This is a genomic window from Terriglobales bacterium (genome assembly GCA_035624455.1).
Classification (GTDB): domain Bacteria; phylum Acidobacteriota; class Terriglobia; order Terriglobales; family Acidobacteriaceae; genus DASPRM01.
The window spans coordinates 28347-46083 of the sequence record DASPRM010000128.1; the positions used below are offsets into that span (position 1 = coordinate 28347).

Annotated in this window: 23 protein-coding genes; 7 read left to right on the forward strand and 16 right to left on the reverse strand. The window is 57.6% G+C overall.

What is annotated here, in order from left to right; translation table 11 throughout:
* Positions 1-49 precede the first annotated feature (49 nt).
* The 6 genes from VEG30_14405 to VEG30_14430 all read right to left on the reverse strand — a co-directional run bounded on the left by VEG30_14405 (position 50) and on the right by VEG30_14430 (position 4533).
* A complete protein-coding gene (locus tag VEG30_14405; protein HXZ81117.1) occupies positions 50-907 on the reverse strand; it encodes an NAD(+)/NADH kinase in 858 nt (285 codons plus the stop codon).
* Between the two features lie 153 nt (positions 908-1060).
* Positions 1061-1468 (reverse strand): nuclear transport factor 2 family protein, encoded by a 408-nt coding sequence (locus VEG30_14410; GenBank protein ID HXZ81118.1) that lies wholly within the window; start codon positions 1466-1468, stop codon positions 1061-1063.
* Positions 1469-1707: 239 nt separating this feature from the next.
* The gene (locus tag VEG30_14415; GenBank protein HXZ81119.1) at positions 1708-2472 is read right to left on the reverse strand and encodes a TlyA family RNA methyltransferase; all 765 of its coding nucleotides are present in this window, start codon (positions 2470-2472) and stop codon (positions 1708-1710) included.
* A 352-nt stretch (positions 2473-2824) separates the two neighbouring features.
* The gene (locus tag VEG30_14420; GenBank protein HXZ81120.1) at positions 2825-3265 is read right to left on the reverse strand and encodes a DUF1801 domain-containing protein; all 441 of its coding nucleotides are present in this window, start codon (positions 3263-3265) and stop codon (positions 2825-2827) included.
* Positions 3266-3616: 351 nt separating this feature from the next.
* Positions 3617-4183, reverse strand: a complete 567-nt coding sequence (locus VEG30_14425) for an SRPBCC family protein (protein HXZ81121.1) — start codon at positions 4181-4183, stop codon at positions 3617-3619.
* A complete protein-coding gene (locus VEG30_14430; GenBank protein ID HXZ81122.1) occupies positions 4180-4533 on the reverse strand; it encodes a metalloregulator ArsR/SmtB family transcription factor in 354 nt (117 codons plus the stop codon). Before VEG30_14430 ends, VEG30_14425 begins: the two co-directional genes overlap by 4 nt.
* A gap of 108 nt (positions 4534-4641) precedes the next feature.
* Between VEG30_14430 and VEG30_14435 the strand changes: the two genes are divergently transcribed.
* The 7 genes from VEG30_14435 (at position 4642) to VEG30_14465 (ending at position 10145) form a co-directional block, all read left to right on the forward strand.
* Complete coding sequence (locus tag VEG30_14435; GenBank protein ID HXZ81123.1) at positions 4642-5595, forward strand: thiamine pyrophosphate-dependent enzyme; 954 nt, start codon at positions 4642-4644, stop codon at positions 5593-5595.
* A 102-nt stretch (positions 5596-5697) separates the two neighbouring features.
* Complete coding sequence (locus VEG30_14440; GenBank protein HXZ81124.1) at positions 5698-5943, forward strand: glutaredoxin family protein; 246 nt, start codon at positions 5698-5700, stop codon at positions 5941-5943.
* Positions 5944-5958: 15 nt separating this feature from the next.
* Positions 5959-7545 carry a class I adenylate-forming enzyme family protein gene (locus tag VEG30_14445; GenBank protein HXZ81125.1) on the forward strand — a complete coding sequence of 529 codons (1587 nt, stop codon included), beginning with the start codon at positions 5959-5961 and terminating at the stop codon, positions 7543-7545.
* 74 nt (positions 7546-7619) lie between these two features.
* Positions 7620-8090 (forward strand): MarR family winged helix-turn-helix transcriptional regulator, encoded by a 471-nt coding sequence (locus VEG30_14450; protein HXZ81126.1) that lies wholly within the window; start codon positions 7620-7622, stop codon positions 8088-8090.
* Positions 8087-8725, forward strand: a complete 639-nt coding sequence (locus VEG30_14455; protein HXZ81127.1) for a hypothetical protein — start codon at positions 8087-8089, stop codon at positions 8723-8725. The genes VEG30_14450 and VEG30_14455 overlap by 4 nt, the downstream gene beginning before the upstream one ends.
* Positions 8722-9912, forward strand: coding sequence for an ArsA family ATPase (locus VEG30_14460; GenBank protein HXZ81128.1), 1191 nt, complete (start codon positions 8722-8724; stop codon positions 9910-9912). The genes VEG30_14455 and VEG30_14460 overlap by 4 nt, the downstream gene beginning before the upstream one ends.
* Positions 9909-10145, forward strand: a complete 237-nt coding sequence (locus VEG30_14465) for a hypothetical protein (protein HXZ81129.1) — start codon at positions 9909-9911, stop codon at positions 10143-10145. The genes VEG30_14460 and VEG30_14465 overlap by 4 nt, the downstream gene beginning before the upstream one ends.
* A gap of 5 nt (positions 10146-10150) precedes the next feature.
* Here VEG30_14465 and VEG30_14470 read toward each other — a convergent pair whose 3' ends face one another.
* From VEG30_14470 to VEG30_14515, 10 genes are all read right to left on the reverse strand, one after another.
* Entirely contained in the window at positions 10151-11065 is a 915-nt protein-coding gene (locus tag VEG30_14470; GenBank protein HXZ81130.1) for a pirin family protein, read from the reverse strand.
* A 321-nt stretch (positions 11066-11386) separates the two neighbouring features.
* Positions 11387-11749 carry a hypothetical protein gene (locus tag VEG30_14475; protein ID HXZ81131.1) on the reverse strand — a complete coding sequence of 121 codons (363 nt, stop codon included), beginning with the start codon at positions 11747-11749 and terminating at the stop codon, positions 11387-11389.
* 131 nt (positions 11750-11880) lie between these two features.
* Positions 11881-12207, reverse strand: coding sequence for a hypothetical protein (locus tag VEG30_14480; GenBank protein ID HXZ81132.1), 327 nt, complete (start codon positions 12205-12207; stop codon positions 11881-11883).
* Positions 12208-12465: 258 nt separating this feature from the next.
* Positions 12466-12762 carry a MoaD/ThiS family protein gene (locus tag VEG30_14485; GenBank protein HXZ81133.1) on the reverse strand — a complete coding sequence of 99 codons (297 nt, stop codon included), beginning with the start codon at positions 12760-12762 and terminating at the stop codon, positions 12466-12468.
* A complete protein-coding gene (locus VEG30_14490; GenBank protein HXZ81134.1) occupies positions 12759-13901 on the reverse strand; it encodes an exo-alpha-sialidase in 1143 nt (380 codons plus the stop codon). Before VEG30_14490 ends, VEG30_14485 begins: the two co-directional genes overlap by 4 nt.
* A gap of 47 nt (positions 13902-13948) precedes the next feature.
* Positions 13949-14320, reverse strand: a complete 372-nt coding sequence (locus VEG30_14495) for a VOC family protein (GenBank protein ID HXZ81135.1) — start codon at positions 14318-14320, stop codon at positions 13949-13951.
* A 151-nt stretch (positions 14321-14471) separates the two neighbouring features.
* Positions 14472-14933 (reverse strand): hypothetical protein, encoded by a 462-nt coding sequence (locus VEG30_14500; GenBank protein HXZ81136.1) that lies wholly within the window; start codon positions 14931-14933, stop codon positions 14472-14474.
* Positions 14934-15106: 173 nt separating this feature from the next.
* Positions 15107-15706, reverse strand: a complete 600-nt coding sequence (locus tag VEG30_14505) for a DinB family protein (protein HXZ81137.1) — start codon at positions 15704-15706, stop codon at positions 15107-15109.
* A 96-nt stretch (positions 15707-15802) separates the two neighbouring features.
* Positions 15803-16276, reverse strand: a complete 474-nt coding sequence (locus tag VEG30_14510; protein ID HXZ81138.1) for a helix-turn-helix domain-containing protein — start codon at positions 16274-16276, stop codon at positions 15803-15805.
* A 209-nt stretch (positions 16277-16485) separates the two neighbouring features.
* Positions 16486-17577, reverse strand: a complete 1092-nt coding sequence (locus VEG30_14515) for a 6-phosphofructokinase (GenBank protein HXZ81139.1) — start codon at positions 17575-17577, stop codon at positions 16486-16488.
* Positions 17578-17737 lie beyond the last annotated feature (160 nt).

Consider the following 17737-nt stretch of genomic DNA (forward strand, 5'->3'; position numbering starts at 1 on the left):
TCAGCGAATTATCATGTCCTTGGGCTTGCCTGACGCGCCCCGAACCCGCCTAACGCTGCCCCCACTTTAGCTTGGTTCTGAGGACATCGAAAAAAGTCTTATGCAGCCGCAGCAGCTTAGTAACGTGCTGGGATCGCCGGCACACTATGCGATCGCCATCCTCCACCGGCATGCCCACCTGACCATCGATGCTCAGAAATACCTGCTCGCCTGAGCTTTTGGCGACAATCTCGATCTCGACCGAATCGCGGATCACCAGCGGACGATGAGTGAGAGCATGCGGGCAGATGGGAGAAATTACCAGTCCCTCGACTGAAGGCATCAGGATCGGTCCGCCTGCGGCCAAAGAGTACGCCGTCGAACCGGTTGGGGTAGAAATAATCAGCCCGTCGCCGCGATAGTTGGACACAAAGGCACGGTTGATATAGAGATCAAAGTTCGCCAGGCGGGCTATGGCGCTCTTGGCTACGACGGCATCGTTCAATGCCAGGTAGTCGGAAGCGCAGCGCTCGCCGCGCATCAGGCAGCACTGTAGCATCGATCGTTTTTCCACCTCGCAGCAGTTCTCATTGATGGCCCTCAGTGTCGCATACATCTCCCCAGTCGGAACTTCCGTCAGAAAACCCAGGGATCCGAGATTGATCCCCAAAATCGGAGTGCCCGCAGCCGCCACGGCGCGCGCCGCCGAGAGCAGGGTTCCGTCCCCTCCCAGTACGACTACGAAGTTTAATTGCTTCGATGAAAGCTTCTCCCGTTCCAGCACTTCGCCGCCTCCCGGAACGTAGGTGGCGGTCTCCTGGTCGATGTACACCTGATATCCATGGTCTTCGAGCCAGTGGGTCAGCTCCGGCACCAGCTTCGACAGCTCCGGCTTCTCCGGCTTGGATACGATGCCTGCAGATTTCATGTTGCTGGGATTGTACAGAATGGATCGATTTCAGTCGTAATCGCCAAATGGTAACCGGGACAGTTCTCCTACTTGCGCGTGCTGTACGGTACAAGTGCTATTTCCCTTTGCGGTTTGAAGGCGCCGCGAGGTTGTCGCAAACCACCGGTGTGATTAGCGAGTCCCCGCGCTTTGAGATTGCGTGTCCATCCGTTCCACATACTGAGCGCGAGCTGGGCTGGGCTGGAATGGATCCGCAAAGTACTGCGTTTCTCGCGCAACCTTGTCGCCCCTGAACTCCATGATGCTCACGGTGTAGGATGGCTTGCCGTCATAGGACAGGATGAATTCGGTGATCCAAAGGTCGCCGCTGCCAATGATTCGCTGGACAGTAAAGCGCTTCTTGTTCGGCTGGATAGAGCGGGTGATCTGTATGTTGAGGCGACCGGGTATTCGCTCGCCTGATTGTGGGTATTCCAGCACCGCGTCCTCGTGATAGATGCGGTGCTCTGTTTCAAAATCGTTGGCGTCGGAGGCCGCCCAATGCTGATCCAGCGCCGCACGTATCTGTTGATCTCGCATCTTACCCTCCTGCGCTATGCCCAAAGCTTAGACTCCCGCATGGCCTCGTTTCAAGAGGATCAAATTCGTACTTGAGAATTGGGGGCTGATTCGATAACCGTGTCGGCTCCCAGCCGCCGCGTACACTTGGTGCGCTCAACGAACCAAGGCTCGGAGGAAAGGTGCCGAGCACATGAAGATTGTAGGGTGTGATTTACGTATGCAGCTCCACCGCTGGATTGAGTCTGCATGCCGCCCCGCTAGTTCCCCTGCTTGCGCCTGCCGTACAGCAAAAACTCACGATTCCCTTCTGTCCCAAGGATTGGCGATTCGATTTCCGATCCCGTGTCGAAGCCGGACTGCTCCACCGCCTGTCGAACTTTGGCCACCGCTGACGCCTGCTGCTCCGTGTCGCGCACGATTCCTCCCTTCCCGACATGCTCACGCCCGACCTCGAACTGCGGCTTCACCAGCACGATCATCTGCTTCGGTCGCGCCTGATCACGCGTGTCATTTTGTATGGCTGCCTCCACCACGGCAGGAATCACCAATGTCGCCGAAATGAACGAGACATCTATGACAATCAGATCCACTGGTTCCCCGAGATCTCCGGCTTGCAAGTAGCGTGCATTGGTTTTCTCCCGGAGCCGCACCCGGGGATCCTCGCGAATTTTCAAATCCATCTGTCCATAGCCGGTGTCGATCGCGATCACCCGCCCAGCGCCATGTTGCAGCAGGCAGTCGGTGAAGCCGCCAGTTGAGGCGCCTACATCGACGCAGGTCAGACCGCGAACATCAATTTGCCAGTGCTCGAGCGCGGCCTCCAGCTTCAGCCCCGCACGGCTCACGTATCTGAGATCCTCGCCCAGCAGACGTATCCGCGCCCCGACATCCACGGCAGTTCCCGCCTTTTCTACCTTCTGTTCGTTCACCAGCACGCGTCCGGCGAGGATCAGTGCCTGGGCGCGCTCGCGCGAAGCCACCAGCCCGAGCTCCACCAGCAACTTGTCAATTCGGTTCTTCAAAACGCTGCCTCAGCGACCTTTTTCGGGAAAATCGCACCAGCATATTTGTAACTTCTTTGCAAGATAACAACTTATGTCTATGCCACTTCAACGATCGCCTGATGAAATTCTTCGCACCCCATAAAGTGCATTCCGTAGAAATAACGGGAGCTTAATGGAGTTACACAAATTTGACCCCGCTTTTCCACAAGGGAATCCACAGCCATGTTGAAATATGCCGCCGCCGATTGGCAACTGGATTGAACGGTTACAGTCCTACGCCTGGTGGAAGTTGTTTCAGCCTGGACTTGTTGTGATGAAGGTACCCGGCGGGTACCCCATTCAATCTCACCTTTGGCTTGAGTGGGGATGTTCAGGTCTTGCCCGGGTGCCGGGGCTTGGGCTTTGGCTGGTTTTTGCCCTCGAGATTGAGCGCCACGGCAGCGCGAATGAGATCCTTCAAGGCCACCTCATCGATCATGTCGCCTTCGTGTAAGTCAATCGCGCGCCTGACATTCCCTTCCAGGCTGGAGTTGAATAGACCGGAAGGGTCCGGCAACGCCGCTCCCCTGGCAAACGTCATCTTGACGACGTTCTTGTACGTCTCTCCCGTGCAGACGATGCCCCCATGGGACCAGACGGGTGTCCCCGGCGATGTCGCCTTGGCCCACTTCCACTCTTCGACGATCTCCGGGTCCGCCTCGTGCATGATTTCGCGCACTCTGGCGAGCGTCTTCCCGCGCCAGTCGCCAAGTTCCTTGATCTTCTGGTCGATTGATGCAGAGGCAGATTCCAGCGAAATGGGATTTTTCATGTTAGCTCCTACTCTCGCAGATAATTTAGCTTCGCTTAGCGTGGCCTGCAATCTCCGCTCATGTAGGGACGGGCGCCCTCAACCGGGTAGAGGAATATCCGCCGTCCCGTTTTTGGACGCTAACCTCGGTCAAACCGATCTTTTCGAAATCAGTCGTCGAACGACATGGCCCTTCCACATCCACAATCCTGTAAGGACCATCACAGGAAGGAAGACAAACCGAGTTGCGGGAGCGTAATCGGGGAGCCTTTCAAACGGACTATAGATATAGCCGAGTATCGGAATGGCAAAGACGATGTGAATCCAGCGAAAAATCGTACGTTGCGTGCCTGGGGTCATGATCTCCTCGATTTACGACTCTTGAGCCGCCTCAGGCGGCCGGTTGGGTGTTTCAACACCGAACTGCTTGGCGTACTCGGCCTGCAATCGCTGCCAGCCGCCGAACTTCATGACGTCGCTGCCGACGATGCGGCCAATCGGCTCTCCCGCGAGCAGCCGCTCAAGGACGTCGAAGCAGATGTGCCAGCCCGCGGCGCCCCACGAGATGAAGCGGCGATCGATGTTGTGCCACAACGTCAGGCGCGTGCCGCTGCCAACGGCCTCGAGTTCCCAGCGCATATCGTCGTACTCAAGCAACCTGGGAGCGTCGGCTCGCGTCACTCTGATCTCCACAACCTGCGGCGTTCCCACCCAGGCGAGTTTCACCGTTCCAACCCTACCCAGGCTCTCATCGGAGTCGAAGGGAGCCCACTCGCGCAAATGCACCGGATCGGTAAGCGCCTGCCAGACTCTTTCCGGCGGGTGGCGCAGTTCGCGGACGAGAATGAGCGTCCACTTGTCTTTGCCGTTCTGTGTCTCTTCCTTCTTTATCTGCGCCCCGCTGGCCGGACCCGGCGTGTACTGCGCGCGATCGCTCATTTTCCTCTCCTTGTCTTCCTTGCCTTCGTTTTCGTTGCTGTGGATGGATCCATGCGGTCGAGGTGGCGTTCGAGAGCATCTACGTGAGCGTTCCAGAGTCGGCGGAACTGCGCCAGCCAGGCATCCACCTCCCGAAACGGTTCAGGCTTCAGCCGGTAAAGACGGCGCTGTGCATCCACGGTGGACTCCACGAAACCGGCCTCGCGCAGAACCCGCAGGTGTTTTGACACGGTCGGCTGCGGCATACGAAGCTGGCGCTCGATCTCTCCCACCGACCGTTGTGACCAGACCAGCAGGCTCAATATCGCGCGGCGGTTCGGCTCCGCAATGATTTCGAAGGCAGATTCCACTCTCTTTATATACTCTTTTGGACATATACGTGTCAAGGTATATTAAGAACAAATGGTCAGGCCAGCAAATTCGTGACGCGCGGCCGTCTAAGCTAAAATTCCAGCACCATGACGCGCCCGACGCAGCCAGAGACTCGTGCCTTGCCACCCTCTCCTCCATCCGCGGTCTCATCCTCAGCCGGTGCCCGTATCCCTGACCATCCCCTGGGGCGTGATCTTCTGCGACGGCTTTACTCGTCCATGTTGCTGTGCCGCATGGTGGACCAGCGTGCTGTTAAGCTGCGCCTGCCTCGCCCCTACGCAACGGCGATCGGCTGTGAAGCCTCTCGCGTCGCCGCAGCCATCGACCTCCAGCCACAGGATGTGGCAGTGTTGCCCGCTCCCAATGCCATGATTCCCATCGCCCGCGGCGCTAGGCTCAGCGCGGCAGTGTCGGAAGTATTCCAGAATTCTTCGCCGGTTGTTGAGACGCGCAATGGCGAACTCGGTTTCCCGCTTGATAAGTCTATGGTGGTAATGGGAGGTGATCTCGTCCTCAGCATGGGCCTCGCTTTGGGCTACAAGCTGAACGGGCGTCCCCATGTGGTGCTCGTGATCGCGAATCACATGTCCGCAAGCAGTGCACGCTGGCAGAGTGCAATGGCTTATGCGGGGGGTTACAAGCTGCCTCTGCTATTGCTGGTCGAGTCTCCTCCCAACAACCACCGACCGGCACGGCCTGTCGGCCAGCATGACGATTCCACGAGCTTGTTACACGGATTCCCCAGAATTCCTGTCCTGGGTTGCGATGCGGTTGCCATTTATCGGGTGACCCGTGAGGCGGTTGATCACGCCCGCAAAGGATATGGACCTACGCTGATCGAATGCCAGCCTTGGTTCGCGCCAAAGCCAAACCAGGGGTCCAGATCGCTGGGTACACCCATCAGCCAGCCCACGGATCCCCTGCGACACATGGAGCTCTACATGAAGAAACATGCTGCCTGGGACGACGGCTGGCAGCAGCGATTGCTGGAAGCTCACCGCCGCGACATCCAACAAGCATTTGCTCATATGGCTCGCTGAGCGAAAGGAGAGCCAGCCAGCGTCCCGCCACCTCTCCTTAGCCGCGGAACGGAGCACTGATCGTCCGTAGCGTACCTCCCAATCGTGCTACACTCTGCCCCCGTGCCAGAGGACCGCGAAGTCGTTCTGTATTCGAGGAAAGGCTGCCATCTCTGCGAGGTCGTCAAAGAATCGCTGATGAAGCTCTCGCGGCGTGGCGGTTTCCGCTGGCAGGAAGTGGATGTCGATAGCAACGAGGAATTCCGCCGTCGCTTCACCGACGAAGTGCCGGTTGTTTTCATCGATGGGCGCAAGGCCTTCAAATATCGTATGGACGAACGGGAGTTTCTGCGAAAAATCTCTTCCTGACTATCTTCTCGAATAATGCTGCGCACCCAACTCTACGCGAACCCTGAGGGACGCTTCGTACACGACGTGGTGCTAGCCACTTGCCACCGTGTGCCGCAGGGAACTGCGGTTGTCGATCCGTTTGCTGCCGGAGGTCCGCGGCGCATCACCTATGGCGAATTGGGCGAAATGGTGACACAACTTGCCCGTGGCCTGGTGGCCGCCGGACTCAAGCCGGGTGAGACTGTTGCGATTCTCCTGTTCAACTGCTGGGAATTCGTCGTGGCTTGTCACGCCATCACGCTTGCCGGCGGCATATCCACTCCGCTGAACCCAAGCTATCGACAGCGTGAAGTTTGCTACCAGCTCGAAGATTCGGATGCCGTCATGCTCATCAGCGATGGGCCGCTGATCGCGGGTATTGATCTCTCGGGATTGAAGCAACTGCGCGCGGTCTACACCATCCGCGAGCACACTCCTGCATCTTCCAGCTTTGATTCTCTGCTCTGTCCTAGCCAAGCCAGGCTCCCTTCACCCGACCGCGATCCCAAAGAAACCATCGCCGCACTTCCCTACTCCAGCGGCACCACTGGGCTGCCCAAGGGCGTGATGCTCTCGCATTTCAATCTGCTCGCCAACGTTTACCAGATGCATGGCCCTGGTTGCATGCCGGTATATGACGACGGCGTCGCCCTATGCTTTCTGCCCCTCTACCACATCTACGGGCTCAACGTGGTGATGAATCCATCCCTGATCACCGGCGGCACGCTGGTGCTGATGCCCCGTTTTGACCTCACGCGCGCGCTCCAATTGCTGGTCTCGGAACAGGTCACCCTTCTTCCCTGCGTGCCCCCGGTTGTGAATCTCATGATCCAGGCGGCGGAACAAGGATTATTTCCCGCCAACCATAAATTGCGCTGGGTGAAGTCCGGCGCGGCGCCATTGGCCGCCGAGCTCTCGCGACGTCTTAAGTCCGTCACCGGCGTCACCATCGCGCAGGGGTATGGTATGACGGAAGCTTCGCCTGTCACCCATGTTGGATTTACCAAGCCGCCGCTCGACAATCCCTGCTCCATCGGTCATCCAGTAGCTTTGACCGATTGCCGAATCGTTGATGTGACGCGCACCGACTCGGAAGTCGACTCCGATTGTGGCCAGCCAGGAGAGCTGGTCATGCGTGGTCCGCAAATGATGCTCGGTTACTGGCAGAATCCGCAGGCAACCGCCGACGTGCTGCGCGATGGCTGGTATTGGTCGGGTGATGTCGCGCGCAAAGATGATCTCGGCCTCTACTACATCGTCGATCGCCGCAAAGAGATGATCAAGTACAAGTGCTTTCCGGTCGCTCCCGCGGAAATCGAGGCTGCTCTGCTCGAGCATCCCGCGGTGCGCGATTGCGGCGTGATTGGACGTCCCGACGACTGTGCCGGCGAGGTGCCCTGCGCCTTCATTGTCCTTCGCGATGGCTTTGTAGATTCCGGCAAACTAAAGGACGAACTCTGCGCTTTCGTTGCCGATCGCATTGCCAGCTACAAGCAGCCCCGCGATGTCCGCTTTGTGCCCGCTATTCCCCGCAATCCGTCCGGCAAGATTCTGCGCCGGGAACTTCGCAACCAGCTCTAGCCAGTTCGTCCCCTATGTCCCCTCACTGAGACCTGGAGCACAAACTCGGCTCAAAATCGTGAATCCTCATATATATGTATATACATCTATCTTCCTATATGAGCGCCTCCCTGCCACAACTTCCATGTATGTGCGCCAGCTTCCGGCGCGCTGCACGAGCGCTCACGCAACACTACGCTTACGCGCTGCGCCCGTTCGGTTTGCATGCGACGCAGTTCACAATTCTGCAGGCACTCTCGATCGCAGGAGAAGTGCCACAGGGGCAATTGGGTGAAATTCTGGCCTTGGACACCACCACCCTGACTCGGACGCTCGCAATCATGCGCCGGCACCGCTGGATCGCGGAGCGGCGTGGGCAGGATCGGCGGGAACGCTGGATTCGCTTGGCCAAGGCCGGGGAGCTCCAACTCAACCGTGCTTTACCCGTCTGGGAGAAAGTGCAATCCCACCTGCAAGCCGAACTCGGGGATAAAGCTTGGAATTATCTCTTCCGCGCCACCACCAACTTGGCAACTATCGCAACCGATAAAGGAGACCGGTTATGACCAGATATGGAAAGCTATTGACGGCCCTGCTAGCCGGCTGGTTTACGTTTGCTCTTGTCGGCTCGGCATTACATCTTTTCACAAATGCAGCGAATCAGATTGGAATCGCCGTAGCTCTTTCCGCCAGCAGTCCCATTCTGATCTTCTTTCTGTGGTTTGCCACTTCGGAAAATTTCCGCCGCTATACCTTGTCGCTGGACTCGAAGAGTCTGACGTCGCTGCAATCCTGGCGGGTCGTCGGGGTCGTATTCGTTCTCATGGAGGCGCGTGGCATCCTGCCTGCGATCTTCGCTCTACCTGCGGGATACGGCGACATCTTCATCGGAGCAACGGCCTCTTCGGTCGCACTCTGGCTTGCGAAACCCAATTATCGAAATACCTTCATCGTCTGGCAGCTACTCGGGATCACTGATCTGTTAACCGCAGTGACTCTCGGCACGACCGCGCGGCTGCTTGATCCACATGGTCCCCTGATGACCCCGATGACCGTGCTGCCGCTGAGCCTGATCCCAACTTTCCTGGTGCCGCTGTTTTTCATTCTGCACGTGATCTGCATCGCCCAGGCCAAATCATGGAAGAAGGCGGTGCGCCCGGCTTCGTTGCCACAGACGCAGGCTATTAGAATGGTGGGATGAGGATCCTGCTGTTCAGCGGAAAGGGCGGCGTAGGCAAGACCAGCCTCGCCGCCGCCACCGGCGTTAAACTCGCACAACTGAAATATCGTACCCTGGTGATGAGCATCGATCCGGCGCACAGCCTGGGCGATGCCTTCGATCTCGAAACTGATCTCTTCCACGTTCAGACCTCCGATCCCCTTCCCATCAACGATCAGCTCTCGATCCAGGAACTGAATATCCAAAAGGAAATCAAGCGCCACTGGCAGGAGATCTCCTCCTACGTGAGCTCGGTCCTGCGAACAACCGGGATCAGCGGCGTGGAAGCGGAAGAACTGGCCATCCTCCCCGGCATGGAAGAGCTCAGCGCCATGATGTACATCAACCAATATCGTCGTGAACACCGCTATGACGTGATCGTGCTCGATGCTGCTCCCACCGCCGAATCCATGCGCTTCATCAGCATGCCCACCACGCTCGACTGGTATATGAAGCACATCTTTCCCTTCCAGCGCAGTCTTCTCAAGGCGGTGCGGCCCATCGCCAACCGCGTGGGGCCCATCGAATTGCCGCCCGACACCTACTTCGGCAACATCCGCGACCTCTTCCAGAAGCTGGAAGGCGTCGATGAGGTCATGGAGGATCCTCAAGTCACCAGCGTTCGCCTGGTGACCAATCCCGAGAAGATGGTGTTGCGGGAGACGCAACGCGCTTTCGTCTACTTCTCTCTCCATGGCCTCACCGTGGACACCGTAATCGTGAACCGGGTGCTTCCTGCCGAAATCATGGACACGTGGTTCAATGAGTGGCACAGTTCTCAAGCCACGATCATGCACGAGATCGAAGATTACTTCGCCCCAGTTCCGGTAAAGAAAGTGCCGCTATTCGCTCACGAAGTCCTGGGCAAGCAGCGGCTAGAGGATCTGGCGCAAGTGCTGTATGCTGAGAACGAAGATCCGGCGGCCGTAACCCGAACGGAGAGGACTTACACTTTCGGCAAACGCGACGGTATCTACGAGATTCGAGTTCTGCTACCATTCGCCACCAAGGGCGAGATCGAACTATTCAAGAAAGGTGACGAATTGGTAGTGCAGGTCGGCACTTTTCGCCGTCACATCGGCCTGCCGCGATCAATGGCAGCCCTGTCGCCCTCCCGCGCCAGGCTGCAGAGCAAAACCCTCACGGTCGAAATGAAGGAGACACCATGAACGACACCAACAAAACTGAATCAACGACAAGCGAGAGAGCAGTCTATGAACCGTGCCCCTGCCGCGAAGTCGTCAACACCGTGAAGGAAATTTTCGGGATTTCTCCCGAGGTGCGGCAGCACCTGATTAATTCGCGGGTGGAATTCCTCAAGGCTATCCGCGAGGCTCTCACCCAGCGCATCGATCGGCTATCGAGCCAGGCGCAGCCGGGAACCAAAGTCGCAGTCGAGTAGCGAATCTACTGCCGCGACTTTTCCTTGAGAAACGTTCCCTCCTGGAGCTCGGTGAACGCCTCCCGCAGCTCCTCCTGCGTGTTCATCACGATGGGTCCGTACCACGCCACCGGCTCTGCAATGGGTTTCCCCGAAATCAGCAGGAATCGGATTCCATCCTCTCCCGCCTGCACCGAGACCTCGTCGCCGCGATCAAACAGTATGAGCGAGCGGTTGTCTGCTTCCGTAGGAGGTCTCGTGTCCAACCACTTGACCGGCTCAGTCGGCACGGCCAGAGGCTCGGATGCATTGCAGAACTTTCCGCTTCCCCCAAAAACGTAAGCAAACGCGTGCCGGGTCGTCTCCACCGGAAGAGTTTTCCTCTTGAGTGGAGAAACCGACACATCAAGATAGATTGGATCGGCGGCTACGCCATCCACCGGCCCTTTCTTTCCCCAAAAACTTCCGCACACGATTCGCACGTGGGTGCCGTCGTCATCCGTGACCTCGGGGATGTCCTGAGTCTTCACCTCCTGGTAACGCGGCGCAGTCATCTTCAGCGACGAAGGAAGGTTCCCCCACAGCTGAAAGCCGTGCATCCTGCCGGTGCGATCGCCTTTAGGCATCTCCTGATGAATGATGCCGCTGCCCGCTGTCATCCATTGCACATCTCCCGCCGCAATGGCGCCGCTGTTTCCTAAGCTGTCGCCGTGTTCGACGGTCCCCGCCAGCACATAGGTGATGGTTTCGATCCCGCGATGAGGATGCCAGGGAAAGCCGGCAAGGTAGTCTTCAGGAACATCGTTGCGGAAATCGTCAAGCAGGAGGAAGGGGTCAAAGTCTTTGCTGTTTCCAAAACCGAAAGCGCGCCGCAGGTGCACTCCCGCGCCTTCCAGAGTCGGCTTGGATTTAATCAACCGCTTGATAGGTCGAATTGACATGGCAGCTCCCTGTTACAGAAGCTTTGATGTCACGCCAACCATGAACGACTCTCTGCCATCCCGATACGGTGGGTGATCCATCATGAGCGCAGCGCAGGGTGGCTAGAATCATCGCTCCATACACAAGATTAAAGTGGTGGTCCACCTTTGCCGCAACAAGTTTGGGCCACCCCGGGAGAGTGGCCTGCTCGAGCTTGCTTTGGCTTGAGAACGGAAATACGTGGGAACGGACGTCCCGTCCATTCAGGGCGAGCCAGCCTCGACTCACTCTTACTTCACCCGATCCAACTTCACACTTGGGGCACTCAGGCGGACATTGGTTCACTTACGCCGTTTCGGAACTTTCAGTCCGAGCGCCTTGATGACTTTCTTTGGGTCATCGTTAGGACCCACCGCACCGTACCTCGCCCAGACAAGCAAGTGACGATTCTGAAACTGAACAAACGAGAGTTTTCGGTTCCGATCCTTATTGCCCTTGTCCAGCCTGCTGATAATCGCGTTAATTCGCTTGGTCGCCTCCGCCAGTTGGGCATCATGGGCGGCGGATAGCTGATTCACCTCCCAGAGACTGCACACGCTCTGCGAATTCCACTTGCTGATGAAACACTCCAACACCTTACACTGCTGGTCGGCGCACAGCCACTGGTATGTTTCAGTTGGTTTTGAGCCACCTGTATCAATCATTTTCAACTCTCCTCGCTCTGGAACGTATTCTTCCTTAGCGTGACCGTTGAGGATTGCTGCGGGCCCGTCGAGCGGTTCTGCTAGGGAGCGGAGTCTGGTTCCGGCTGGTTGCGAACTATCTCCCCCAGGGCTTACCTCACCTTCAATCTGAGCGCCTTGATGATGTTTTCGTCATCATCGTGGGGTCCGACCGCGTAACTTGCCCACACGAGTAGCTGACGGTTCTGGAATCGAATGAACGAGAGCTTCCGCTTCGAGTCTTTGTTGCTCTCCTCGACTTCGCTCAAGATGGCGTTGATTTCTTTGGTGGCTTGGGCCAATTCGGCATCATGAAAAGCCGTCAGTTCCACTGTTTCCCACAGCTTGGTCAATGTCTGGTCGGCGGCAGGATCCTTAAAGCAGCAGACTTTGCCGTCCTTAGAGGTAAAGGAATAGGTATCTTTTTGTTCTTCTTGCATCTTTAACCCACCTTTCAGACTTGAGTTTCAGAGTGCTAGGGACGCTGAAGGACTTACTGAGGACGACATCATAACTCAGCCAACAAAAAGCAATAAGACGCGGCTCGGCTGGACTGGCCCACCTCTCCCGCAACCACAATACTGAGGGTGCCCCATTCCTGAGCGCAGCGAAGGGTGGGGCAAGAATTGCGATCCGTCGTCAACAGGATCTCCCAGAAATCAGGGCGCAGGACCCGCAATGCTCCCTCGGATTCTCACCTATCCCCCCGCGATCGCCCCAATGATCAGCAACGGCTCCTTGCCCGACGCAACCTCATCCGGCAACGGTGTATCGGGTGGCTCGTGGGAGAGATCCTGCTCGCAGGCGAAAAAGCGCAGAAAGGGCCGCCGCTGCTGGGTCACGTGATCGCGGATCGCGCCCTTCAGCATGGGATACTGAGCCTCCAGGGCGTTGAGGACCGAGCGCTGCGTTGCCCGGCCCTCGATCTCCAGCTTCACCTCGCCGCCGACCTTCGCCAACGTCCGCAGATGTGTCGGAAGCACCACCCGGATCATGACAGCGTCTGGACCTCAACCGAGAGCACTGCGGGAAGATCGCGAACGATCGGCGCCCAGGTGTCTCCGGCGTCAGCCGAAGCGTACACCTGCCCACCGGTTGTGCCGAAGTACACACCGCATTTATCGAGCGAGTCCACGGCCATGGCATCGCGCAGCACATTGACGTAGCAGGCACTCTGCGGCAGGCCCTTGGTGAGTGCCTCCCATTCATTCCCGCCGGTGCGGCTGCGATAGACGCGCAGCTTTCCCTCCGGCGGGAAATGTTCGCTATCGCTCTTAATAGGGACAACATAGATGGTTTCCGGCTGGTGCGCGTGCACATCAATCACGAAGCCGAAACCGCGCCGGCCGTCGGGAGCACCCGTATCGGTTGGGAGATTGCCATTTACCTCGCGCCAATTCTCGCCCGCGTCATCGCTGCGCATCACGTCCCAGTGCTTCTGCATGAACAGCACATCCGGACGCGACTTATGCATGGCAACGTGGTGGACGCAGTGACCGACCTCAGCCGTGGGATCGGGGATATATTGCGAATGCAGCCCGCGGTTGATCGGCCGCCACGTCTTCCCGCAGTCATCGCTGCGGAATGCGCCTGCAGCCGAAATGGCGATATAGATCCGCCCGGTATTGCGGGGATCGAGAATGATCGTGTGCAGGCACATGCCGCCCGCGCCCGGCTGCCACTTCGGACCTGAACCGTGACCCCGCAGGCCAGCCAGCTCTTGCCAAGTGTTCCCGCCGTCCTTCGATTCGAACAGAGCCGCGTCCTCAATTCCGGCGTACACCGTATCGGGATCCGTCAGCGACGGTTCCAGATGCCAGACTCGCTTGAACTCCCACGGATGTGGCGTGCCGTCATACCACTGGTGCGTCCCCGGGACACCGTCGTAGACAAACTTATTGCCCACCGGCTCCCAGGTTTGTCCGCCATCGTTGGAGCGCTGCATCTGCTGCCCGAACCAGCCGCTCGACTGCGATGCATAAATTCGATTGGGATTCACAGGCGATCCCTTCAGGTGATACATCTCCCAGCCGGCAAAAAACGGCCCGCTGATCTCCCATTTTTCCCGTTTGCCGTCTGACGTAAGAATGAATGCGCCTTTACGTGTTCCCACCAGAACGCGTACTTTGCTCATACCTCACCCCTCAATGATTTTGTGAATTCGAGCAATCGTCCTTTCCCTTACTTCATTGACTGGGCACTGCGCCACAATCCCATCATCCGTCCTTCCGGATCGGTGAAGAGCGTGAACGACCCCATCCCGGGCACTTCCTGCTCCTCGACGCAAATCTTGCCGCCTTCGGCAACAATACGCTTGCGGTAAGTCGCCAAGTCATCCACGGCGATGTAGAACGTCATGTCGCCGGGCCAGGGGCCTTCGCGGTCCGGTTTTAGAATGCCGCCGTTGATGCCACCTTCACCTCCGGTGTCAACCAGACGATAGTTCATCTCCGGCATGTTCTGGATTTTCCAATCAAAGATTTTCTCGTAAAAAGCCGCGACTTTCTCAGGATCCTTGGACATCAGCTCCCAATGAACAACAGGTTTGCCCATGATGATCTCTTCTCCTTTGCGGTGATTCAGGAAATAGATTCAGGGGATAGGGACCTGCGTTGTAAGCGGCCCCGTCTTTGAGCTCTCTTGCCGCGAGCAACGCAGGTCTCCCTCGTATCTTCACCTCTATCTTTTGTCTTTTGCTTTCGGTTTAGGCAGCCTTTTTCAGCTGCGACTCCATTTGCTTCATGAATTCACGCATGGCGGTGAGGTGACCGGGTGAGCGCTTTTCCACCCAGGTCTCATACCGCTGCGCAGCCTTTTCCATTTGCGCCAGGTAGCCCTTGTAGGCGAACTTTTCGCGGAAAAGTGGAACGACGATCTTCACGCGCTCCCAAACTCCGAAGAACTCGCCACTGGTTTCGAAGAACAGATCCTCGTGGAGCAGGCCGTAGTTGAGCAAGGCACATGCCTGTTCCCAATAGCTGACTACCATGGCCGCGAATGCGCCAGTTTCGGTTCCCGGCGCAGCCAGGCGCATGGCGTCATCGAGGTTGTTCACAAAGTAGTTCTTGAAGAACCAGTCGCGTGCCTGGCGCAAACGTGCCTCACGCCGCATCTCGTAAAGCTGCAGTTGGAGTTGTGCTTGTTCGTGCGTCGGCTTTGTTTCCATACTGTATCTCCCTCTTATGTTTTTGTGGTTGTTATGAATTAACTACTCCTCAGTTTCAGACTTGGCACCCGGGTGACCTCCAGATGTCAGCCTCCTTCTAACGACGATCACACTCACTATAAATCGACCTGTATCCAGAGAATTTTTGGATCGAAATGTTGCGTGTTACCGCTTCAGTTCTTGGGGAAATTGGGATCCGCTTTCACTTCCAGGATTTGTTTGGTATGCCGCTCGCTGTGTGCTCCCATGAACAGCAGCCATTCGTAGGCGTCTAACTGCCCCAGCGGACTATCACCAACGTGTTCCCGCAAGTCGGGAGTCGATTCCAGGAAAGCAATCGTTCGGGCTCGGCTCTTCTGAAAGTGATCAAGGCTTTCCGCGGGTGTCCAGCGAGCGGTGGGCCTGGCTCCTTCCGGCGCCTGCCTCTTATTGGTGCGATCCGGAACCAGGGCCAAAACCATGGCATCAATTTTGGCGGTGTCGCGATCGCCAGGTCCCGCCAGCGCTTTCATTACCTTGTCCGTGACATTCTGGAAGGTAAAGTCTTCCACCAGAACGATATGTTCCAGCACCTCCGCAACCGACCACCGGTCCGGTGCCGGCTTGAATTTCATCTGCGCCTCCGAAAGGCCCTGCGTTGCCGCAATCACGCCGTCACGAGTTTGCTGCAGGTACGTTTCCGCCTTATCACGGTCGGCTGAAGTGAGCGTTTGACTGAATACCGCAGCGCTCGCCAGCAGCACAACGCAGAAGAGTAGCGATGCTTTCCTCATCGTGTTTTCTCCTTGGCTTTCGTAAGACGCAGGACTTGTAAGACATAAATCGGCCCCGGAAATCGCTAATCCTGAACTGGCCTGCGGACATCGCGTCTACTCGCGCACTCGAACGGCAGGTGCGCCCGCCCTTCGGCCTCTGACCCCACCTCGATCGACTCTTCTCTCCACGAATGACGGTATCAGTGGAGTCGCATCTCGCTCTTTCCACCGTCTTCTGGCTTCCGCCAGCACCCACTCCCGGTTCTTTTCCATCCTGGCGATGAGTGCGCAGGGAGCCGCGGTCTGCTGGTGGCGCGCACCCCAAATAAGTAGCTCGAGCATTACTGGCGCCAGATCAATTCCCTTCTCCGTAAGCCGGTAATTTACCCTTCGCCCATCGCTTTCTTCCGGTTCTGGAGAAATAATCCCTGCGGCTTCAAGTTTTTTTAGACGATCTGCGAGAACATTGGTTGCGATTCCCTCGCCCGCTTCCTGGAATTGCTTGAAGGTGCGGAATCCACGAACCATCAGATCCCGGATGATGAGCAGCGACCAGCGATCCCCGAACACCTCAAGGGAAACACTCACGGGACAGCCGGAGCGCGGCTTTGACTTAGGCCTCCGATGCACTGCGATACCTTAACAGATGTCACTTGCAAAAAGCAAGCGATAGGAAAGGGTCGGTTGAGGGGGAAAAGCGGTGGAGGGCGATGCCCGCTGCTCATCGCCCTCTCCCTATCCAAGGTCATTACGGCTAACGGTCACGCGGGTCGCAGAACATTCTGGTGTTCGGCATGCTATGTCGAGGTAATGACCTCGGGCGCCGGTTCCTTTTCTGTGCCGATCTTGTCGTGCAGGCCCAGGGCCACAGCGATCAGGCCTTCATCGACCTTGCGATTTTCTCTCAGAGCTTCCTGCAGGGGAATGGCCACGATCTCGTTACCGCGGAGAGCCGCCATTTTGCCGAAGTCACCGCGATGTACCATGTCGATGGCGCCGGTGCCATAGCGGGTGGCCAGCACACGATCAAACGCCGTAGGTGAGCCGCCGCGCTGCACGTGGCCCAGTACTACTGCGCGGGTTTCGAATCCGGTCAGGTGTTCGATCTCCTTCGCCAGCAGGTTGCCAATGCCACCGAGGCGGACGTGCCCGAACTCGTCTTTCCCGATGTCTTGCGTGATCGCGTGTCCGTCGCGTGAGGCTACGGGAGCGAAGGTCGCGCCTTCCGCTACGACCACGATGCTGAAATAGCGCCCCCGCGCGTGGCGCAGCTTGAGCGCTTCAGCCACGCTGTTGATGTCAAAGGGGCGCTCGGGGATCAGAATGACGTCCGCGCCACCGGCAATCCCACTGTAAAGCGCGATCCAGCCAGAGTCGCGCCCCATCACCTCCACCACGATCACGCGGTTGTGAGCTTCGGCGGTGGTGTGGAGGCGGTCAATGGCCTCAGTGGCGATCTCGACCGCCGTGTCGAAGCCAAAGGTGAAATCGGTGCCGCTAAGGTCGTTGTCAATGGTCTTGGGAACACCCACTACCTTCAAACCCATCTCACTCAGCTTGAGCCCGACGGACATGGTGTCGTCACCGCCAATGGTAATCAGGGCATCGACCCCGTTGCGGTGGAGATTGTCCACACAGCGCTGCAGCCCGCCCTCCCGCTTGGCGGGATTAGTGCGGGAGGTGCGCAAGATCGTGCCGCCGCGAGGCAGGATGCCGGCTACCTTGGTCAGGTCCAGGACTTCGACCTTGTTCTCGACGACTCCGCGCCATCCTTCGAGGAAGCCAACGAACTTATCGCCGTAGTGGAAAGTGCCTTTGCGGACTACCGCACGGATCACCGCGTTCAGGCCGGGACAATCACCGCCGCCGGTCAGGATGCCGATTTTCATGACTGCTCCTCAGTCAAGACAGATTCATTCGGAATGAACGTTCGAGTTTGCCGAAGATTGTACCGTTTTGTCCAATGGCCTGTCGTTCTGTACCAGGACTCCAGCGACGCCCCGGTCCTCCTGGCGCGGAAATCTGTTACCAGAATGGGACAAAGGATAA